Raw genomic sequence first — 6,756 nt, 5'->3', positions numbered from 1 at the left:
CGTCCCCAACCTCGCCCTCGCGCCGGACACGGTGACCGCGTTGCGCACGGTCACCTCGACGCCCCTCGACTGCCATCTGATGATCGAGGATCCGGACCGCTGGGCCGCCGGCTACGCCGAGCGGGGCGCGGCCAACGTCACGATCCACGCCGAGGCCGTCACCGACCTGCCCCGGACCACCGCTGCCATCCGGGCGGCCGGCGCCCGTACCGGCCTGGGGGTGAAGCCGGCCACTCCCGTCGAGCGTTACCTCGATGACCTGCACCGGTTCGACCTGCTCCTGCTGATGACCATCGAGCCGGGGTTCGGTGGGCAGCGGTTCATGGACGAGGTCCTGCCGAAGATCTCAGCGGCACGGCGGCTGTTGGACGACCGCGGCCTCGATCTGTGGCTGCAGATCGACGGTGGGGTCAACGCCGACACCATCGAGCGGGCTGCCGATGCCGGGGTCGACGTCTTCGTCGCCGGCACCGCTGTCTACGGTGCGGCTGACCCGGCGGCGGCGGTCGAGTCGCTGCGTGCGCAGGCGCTGCGCGCCTCGCCGCGACTGGTCGCACCTGGCGTGCCGACGCCCTGACCGCCCTGACCGCCCTGACCGCCCTGTCGATGGTCGGTGACCCTGAGCAGGTTGGCATTTCTGCGGGCAGTGGTGGCACCGCGCTCATCCAGCGGCGCAGGCCGGGCTTTCTCGTGCCCATGCGGCTTTCATGTGCAAGACTCAGACAGGTAGTTGCAGTAGCACGCGCGCTCCGGGGTCGGTGAAACTCCGAGCCGGCGGTGACAGTCCGCGACCCGTCCGCAGCCAGCGGCCGGTGGACCCGGTGAAATTCCGGGACCGACGGTGAAAGTCCGGATGGGAGGACGCGCGCGGGCGTGTGCCGTCCGGCGGTCTTCACCGTCGCGCACGGTCCGTCCGGCGCCCATGTGCCGGTGGCGTCCCGCGTGCTCACCCCTGTCTCGGACGTGGTGCCGAGACAAGGGGGCACGTCAGTAATGTTCACCGGAATCGTCGAGGAACTCGGTGTCGTCGCGGCGGTCGAGCCGCTTCCCGCCTCGGCTCGACTTGTCGTCAGCGCCTCCACCGTCCTTGCCGACGTCAGCGAGGGCGCGTCCATTGCCGTCAACGGGGTCTGCCTGACCGTCACCAGTTGGTCTTCCCGTGATGGTGGGCGGGCGTTCGTCGCCGACGTCATGCAGGAGACCCTGGACCGTTCGGCTCTCGCCGGTCTGTCCGTCGGGGACCCCGTCAACCTGGAACGCGCCGTGCGCCTGGCCGACCGCCTCGGCGGCCATCTCGTGCAGGGGCATGTCGACGGCGTCGGCGTGGTGGTCGATCGACGGCGGGAGACCCATTGGGAGGTCGTGCGTATCAGCCTGCCGCCGGGCCTGGACCGCTACCTCGTCGAGAAGGGGTCCATCACCGTGGATGGCGTCAGCCTGACGGTGGTGGACGTGACCGCGGCGACGGCGTCACCGTCAGGATCATCCCCGGCCTCGTTCACCGTGAGCCTGATTCCGACGACGCTGCGGATGACCACCCTTGGCCGTCGCGCGGTGGGGGACCGGGTCAACCTCGAGGTCGACGTCCTGGCGAAGTACGTCGAGAAACTCATCGCCGCCGGTGACACGACCGGCGCGGGTCGCCTCGTGAGCCCCACCGCCACCCTCACCCCCACGATTCCGAGCGGGAACGGACAACCGTCATGACCGGACCCCAGACAGCCGGCGACACCCGCCTGGCCTGCATTGACGACGCGGTAGCCCAGATCGCGGCCGGCCGGCCTGTCATCGTCGTCGACGACGCCGACCGCGAGAACGAAGGCGACCTGATCTTTGCGGCCGAGCTGGCCACGCCGGAGCTGTTGGCGTTCACGATCCGCCACACCTCCGGTGTGATCTGTGTGCCGATGGCCGGCGCCGACCTCGATCGGCTGACTCTCGATCAGATGGTCCCCCACAACACCGACCGGATGGGCACGGCGTTCACCGTCTCCGTCGACGCCCGTGACGGGGTGACGACCGGCATTTCGGCCGCTGACCGGGCACACACGATCGGACTGCTGGCCGATCCTGGGACCACCGCCGCCGACATCACCAGGCCCGGCCACGTCTTTCCGTTGCGGGCGAAGGCCGGTGGGGTGCTGCGCCGCCCCGGCCACACCGAGGCGGCGGTGGATCTGGCCCGGCTGGCGGGGCTGCGTCCGGCCGGGGTTATCTGTGAGATCGTCAACGACGACGGGACCATGGCCCGGTTGCCGGAACTGATGCGGTTCGCCGCCGAACACGGGCTGTTGATGATCTCGATCGCGGATCTGGTGGCATACCGGCGCCGCAGCGAACGGCATGTCGAGCGGGTCGCCGAGGCGACCATCCCGACCCGGCACGGGGAGTTCCGGGCCCTGTGCTATCGCAGCATCATCGACGGCACCGAGCACCTGGCCCTGGTCAGGGGCGACATCTCCGACGGCCGCGATGTGCTGGTGCGGGTGCACAGCGAGTGCCTCACCGGTGACGTCTTCGGCTCACGGCGCTGCGACTGCGGGACCCAGCTCGACGCCGCGCTGCGCGCGATATCCCTTGAGGACAGGGGGGTGGTGCTCTATATGCGGGGCCACGAAGGCCGTGGTATCGGCCTGGGCCAGAAGCTTCGTGCCTACGAGCTGCAGGATGGCGGGCACGACACCGTGGACGCCAACCTCGCTCTCGGCCTACCCGCCGACGCCCGTGACTACGGCACGGGCGCCCAGATCCTGGTCGACCTCGGTGTCCGGGCGATGCGCTTGCTGTCCAACAATCCGACCAAAAGGGCCGGGCTTGAGGGCTACGGTCTGGAGATCGTCGAGCGGGTGGGACTCCCGGTGACCTTCACTCCCGAGAACCTGGGCTACCTCACGACCAAGAGGGACCGGATGGGGCACGATCTGCCGGGTCTGCCGGGTCTGCCGACGGCGGTGGGTGCCCGTGCCGATGTGCCGCGTCATCGTGTCCCGGCGAACGGACCCGTGGACACCGACCTGCTGGAGGGCCAAAGGGCGCGCGACGATCGTCAGATCGCGCGCCCGGAGGCCGCAGTCCTGGCAGCACTGATGGCGGACGCGTGTCAGGGGGAGTCGGCGTGAGCGGCACGGGCTCGCCGGCTGGGTCCATCCCCGACGGCGCCGGTCTGCGGCTGGCCGTGGTGGCGGCCCGGTGGCACAGCGAGATCACCGATGCCCTGTTGGACGGGGCATTGCGGGCCGCCAAGGACGCCGGCGTCGCCTCGCCGGCGGTGGTCCGGGTGCCCGGTGCGGTGGAACTCCCCGTCGTCGCCGCGGCGCTCGCCGCCGACCATGACGCGGTGGTGGCGTTGGGAGTGGTGATCCGCGGCGGCACCCCGCACTTCGATTACGTCTGCCAGTCGGTGACCGCCGGGCTCACCCGGGTGGCTCTCGATACCGGTGTGCCGGTCGGGTTTGGCGTCCTGACCTGTGACACGGTCGAGCAGGCGCGGGATCGCGCCGGGCTGCCCTCGTCTGGCGAGGACAAGGGCCGGGAAGCCGCTTTCGCCGCGCTGATGACCGCGAACGTCCTGCGGGAGTTGCGGCATCCATAGGCGTCGCCCTGGCCGAAGGCGTCCGGCTGGCCGATTCAGGTCAACCTTGTAACTCGGCCCGGTGACGGGGACTCTTGTCCGTAATGGCTACCGCATACCGTGTACCACCAGAGGGCCAAAGGGTGCGCGACGATCGTCAGATCGCGCGCCCGCAGGCCGCAGTCCCCGGGTCGCGCCGCGCCGCCGGAGGCCCTGATCAATCAGGTGGCCACCATGTTCCGGCGGTAGACCCCGGTCGCACGTGGCGGGGTCCCCGTGGGGACGGGAGGCGGTGGTGAGCGCAATGACGGCGCGAGATCCGGATGAGAACGGTGACCTGCCGGGTGCACAGCGGGAAGCCGGTGCGGTTCAGAGCCCCGGTGATGGTCCCCAGCTGCGACCCGGCGCGGTGTTTGCGGCGGATGTCGGTGACGCGCGGCCCGTGTCCCTGCTCGGTCTGCGCATGCCGGGCGAGGACGACGACCGCGAGGCGACCGTGAGTCGGCGACCTGGCCGGTCACGGATCGGCACACGCGCTCCGGGTCCGCTCGTGACGCCGGCCCGGCTGGACCAGCCACGAGCGGACCAGCCACGAGCGGACCAGCCACGACCGCTGGTGCCGGCACCGGCCCCTGCTGGCTGGACCCCGGACGTGGGGCACTTCCTGCCGGCCGTGGACATCGCGGCAGCCGATCCGGTGCCCGCGAGCTCTCCGGAGACACTGTCGCCGGAGCTCACCTGGCCTGATGTCGCGCTGCCGGAAGCTGGGGAGATCCCGGAGACGGTGGCGGTCGGCGGTTCGGCCGACGGTTCGGCCGGCGTCGACCGGGGGCCGGTGGACGGCGCCGAGCCCGCGACATCCATGATCAATTATTTACGGGTGCATGTCGGCGGGTTCAGCGGTGGCGCTGGACGCACGGCCGCGGCCGGTCTCGGGATGGCTCTCGCCGCATCCCGCCGCGACCGGCTCATCGCGGTGGACGTGTGTGCCGAACAGGCCGGCCGCGCCCAGGACGTGTTGGCGGTCTGGTACGAGGTGGTGCTGGTCGACGGACCTCCAGGCTGGGACCAGCCGCTGCCCGCGGCTGCGTCTTCCCGCGTTGACACGGTCGTGGTGGCCGCGCGGGCCGACCTTGTTGATCTTTCGGCTGCAGACGACGTCCTGGTGACACTCGCCGGCCCCGAGATCGCCGACGTCGCCTGGAGCGGGGCTGGCGTCTCGCTGGTGGTCGCGGTCGTGGAGACCGTCCCGATCCGCTGGTCCGCCCGGGCCCGCCGTCGCCTGGCACGGCTTTCCGATCGCGCGCGGGCCGTTGTCGTCGTCCCGTTCGATCCGGCGCTGGTCGACGGTGTTCCGTTCACCTGGTTGGGCCTGCGTCGTCGCACCAGAGCGGCCTTCGGTGAGCTCGCCGCCGCCGTGGACGCAGCCTCCGGTTGATCGCCTTCACGCGTACAGTCGGGCCGGGAGCAATAGGGTCGACCGGTGAAGCGGGAGCTGCTGGCGCCATCCGGGCAGGGTGATCACGGTGGTGCGGACGGTGCGTTGCGCGCCGCGCTGGATGCGGGGGACGAACAGTCGGTCGCGACCGCGCTGGTCCGGGCCCGGGTGTTCGTCGCGATCGAGGCCCGACGGACAGATGCCGATCCACCCGGCGATCCACTCGGCGATCCAGATGTCGATCCACCCGGCGATGCCGGCACCGGCGCCGAGAAGTCGTCTGAGATGGTTCTGGTGACCCTCTGGGTGCCCTCCGGAGCTACCGCGATTCCGGCGTTCAGCGGTGTCGACACGCTGGCGCGGTGGCGCCGGACGGCCCGGCCGGTCGCGGTGCCCGGTCATGCCCTGTGTGCCCAGGCCGTGCGCGATGGCCACAGCGCGGTCGTGCTTGACATCGCCGGACCGGCGATGGCTACCGTCGACGGTGAGTTGTTGGAGCGGATCGCCGCGCTCTAATGCCTGTCCGGTGGATATCGGTCGATGCGCGCGTGGTGGATTGACCGTTTTCGGATGGAGTACCCCTTGCGGGCCGTTGGGCCCGATCGGCAGGGACTCCATATCCCACGGTCAACTGATCGTCGCATCCGGCCCACTACTGCTAGGCTGTTGGTCGACCGCTTGTCACCCGGGCCGGAGTCTCGTAGCGATTCCTTCCAGTGGTGACAAGGCCAAGCGGAGGCTTGCCTCCCACCCGACGTCGCAACTTCGGCGGCCGGGTCGCCGGTCGGCCGAGCCGTTGTGTGACGGCGTATCGGCCGGGTGCCCAGTCTCGCTGGGTGCAGGGCTCCGCAGCGGCAGGTCATGCCCGCGCGTCGAGTCCACGGAGGGAACCACATCAGCGCAGAGTCACGTATTAACGACCGGATCAGGGTGCCCGAGGTGCGCCTGGTTGGGCCCGAAGGCGAGCAGATCGGCATTGTGGCCATTGCCGAGGCTATGCGGCTGGCCCAGGAGGCCGATCTCGACCTGGTTGAGGTCGCTCCGACGGCCCGTCCGCCGGTCTGCAAGCTCATGGACTATGGGAAGTTCAAGTACGAGTCCGACCAGAAGCGTCGTGAGGCTCGTAAGAACCAGGTCCAGACGGTAATCAAGGAAATGAAGCTTCGGCCGAAGATCGATCCGCACGACTACGAGACCAAGAAGGGTCACGTGGTCCGGTTCCTGCGGGCCGGCGACAAAGTCAAGATAACGATTATGTTCCGCGGGCGGGAACAGTCCCGACCCGAGCTCGGCATCCGGCTCCTGCAACGCTTGTCGACCGATGTTGCGGAGCTCGGTTACGTCGAGGCTCAGCCCAAGCAGGACGGCCGGAACATGACCATGGTGATGGCACCGCACAAGGGGTCCCGACCTCAGCGAGCGCCTGAGCCGGCCGGACTGGTCTGACCAGCATGCCGTTGACGACCACCACTGATTGCAGGATCTCCAGATGCCCAAGATGAAGACCCACACCGGCGCGTCCAAGCGGTTCAGAATCACCGGAACAGGCAAGGTGATGCGCCGCCGGACCAACCGCAACCACCTGTTGGAACACAAGTCCAGCCGGCGTACCCGGCGGCTGTACAACGAGGTGACGCTCAGCCCGGCGGACGAAGGACGCATCAAGAAGCTGCTGGCGCGCTGACCACCGCTCGCCCCCGAACCGCTCCCATGGGTTGGGAGCGGTGCAACGCGGTGCCGCCAGTCA

8 protein-coding genes and 1 riboswitch are annotated in these 6,756 nt (G+C 69.6%); all 8 genes read left to right on the top strand.

Translation table 11 applies throughout. The annotated features are described in order from the left end of the window. Positions 1 to 577 (top strand): ribulose-phosphate 3-epimerase (locus U9979_RS18270; protein WP_322780333.1); only part of this gene is annotated, 577 nt, incomplete at its 5' end. Between the two features lie 163 nt (positions 578 to 740). Next, positions 741 to 869: riboswitch (FMN riboswitch) on the top strand. A gap of 124 nt (positions 870 to 993) precedes the next feature. Continuing rightward, positions 994 to 1,707 carry a riboflavin synthase gene (locus U9979_RS18265; RefSeq protein WP_322780336.1) on the top strand — a complete coding sequence of 238 codons (714 nt, stop codon included), beginning with the start codon at positions 994 to 996 and terminating at the stop codon, positions 1,705 to 1,707. Next, entirely contained in the window at positions 1,704 to 3,119 is a 1,416-nt protein-coding gene (locus U9979_RS18260; RefSeq protein WP_322780332.1) for a bifunctional 3,4-dihydroxy-2-butanone-4-phosphate synthase/GTP cyclohydrolase II, read from the top strand. The genes U9979_RS18265 and U9979_RS18260 overlap by 4 nt, the downstream gene beginning before the upstream one ends. After that, positions 3,116 to 3,592 (top strand): 6,7-dimethyl-8-ribityllumazine synthase, encoded by a 477-nt coding sequence (gene ribH / locus U9979_RS18255; protein ID WP_322747517.1) that lies wholly within the window; start codon positions 3,116 to 3,118, stop codon positions 3,590 to 3,592. Before U9979_RS18260 ends, ribH begins: the two co-directional genes overlap by 4 nt. 274 nt (positions 3,593 to 3,866) lie before the next feature. Beyond that, entirely contained in the window at positions 3,867 to 5,009 is a 1,143-nt protein-coding gene (locus U9979_RS18250) for a hypothetical protein (RefSeq protein ID WP_322780331.1), read from the top strand. Positions 5,010 to 5,054: 45 nt separating this feature from the next. Then, entirely contained in the window at positions 5,055 to 5,525 is a 471-nt protein-coding gene (locus tag U9979_RS18245; protein ID WP_322747515.1) for an SseB family protein, read from the top strand. 345 nt (positions 5,526 to 5,870) lie between these two features. Beyond that, a complete protein-coding gene (gene infC, locus U9979_RS18240; protein ID WP_416210216.1) occupies positions 5,871 to 6,455 on the top strand; it encodes a translation initiation factor IF-3 in 585 nt (194 codons plus the stop codon). A gap of 43 nt (positions 6,456 to 6,498) precedes the next feature. Continuing rightward, positions 6,499 to 6,693: a 50S ribosomal protein L35 gene (gene rpmI, locus U9979_RS18235; protein ID WP_239311477.1), complete on the top strand. Its 195-nt coding sequence runs from the start codon at positions 6,499 to 6,501 to the stop codon at positions 6,691 to 6,693. Positions 6,694 to 6,756: the final 63 nt, after the last annotated feature.

It is taken from the genome of Protofrankia sp. Cas4 (genome assembly GCF_963555915.1).
Lineage (GTDB): Bacteria > Actinomycetota > Actinomycetes > Frankiales > Frankiaceae > Protofrankia.
The sequence above is the reverse complement of the archived record's forward strand: the minus strand, read 5'-3'. Positions and strand labels throughout refer to the sequence as shown.

Bases quoted from the DNA above. Each gene is read 5' to 3' on its own strand.
- U9979_RS18265 (WP_322780336.1), top strand. From the start codon at position 994: ATGTTCACCGGAATCGTCGAGGAACTCGGTGTCGTCGCGGCGGTCGAG.
- infC (WP_416210216.1), top strand. From the start codon at position 5,871: ATGCCCGCGCGTCGAGTCCACGGAGGGAACCACATCAGCGCAGAGTCA.
- U9979_RS18260 (WP_322780332.1), top strand. From the start codon at position 1,704: ATGACCGGACCCCAGACAGCCGGCGACACCCGCCTGGCCTGCATTGAC.
- rpmI (WP_239311477.1), top strand. From the start codon at position 6,499: ATGCCCAAGATGAAGACCCACACCGGCGCGTCCAAGCGGTTCAGAATC.